Genomic DNA, 309 nt, shown 5'->3' on the forward strand with positions numbered 1-309 from the left:
ACTTTCGCTTGTGCATCTTCTTTAGCAGTAAGCGCATCATCACGTGCTTGAGTCAGCTCAGCAAGTTCTGTTGGCGTGATTAAACCATCTGATTCGGCATCTGCTAGTGCTTGCTCTGCCTCAGCATATGCTGCTTCAGCCGCCTCTACTGCCTCTGTTGCTTCTTCAAGTGCTGCAACTGCATCATCCACACCATCTTCATTTTCATCATTTACTGCTGGTAAAGTGATATCAACCAGATCATTTAAACGACCTTGTAGCGCATCTTTTTCTGCTTGTACTGCCTCAGGTAACGCTGTCACTTTTGTT

Annotated in this window: 1 protein-coding gene; it reads right to left on the reverse strand. The window is 45.6% G+C overall.

Annotated elements, in window-relative coordinates:
- Nucleotides 1-309: GA-like domain-containing protein (locus AC1M9M_RS14860; RefSeq protein WP_481596716.1), on the reverse strand; the 309-nt coding region annotated here is incomplete at both ends.

It is taken from the genome of Acinetobacter sp. ANC_7503, from assembly GCF_056780035.1.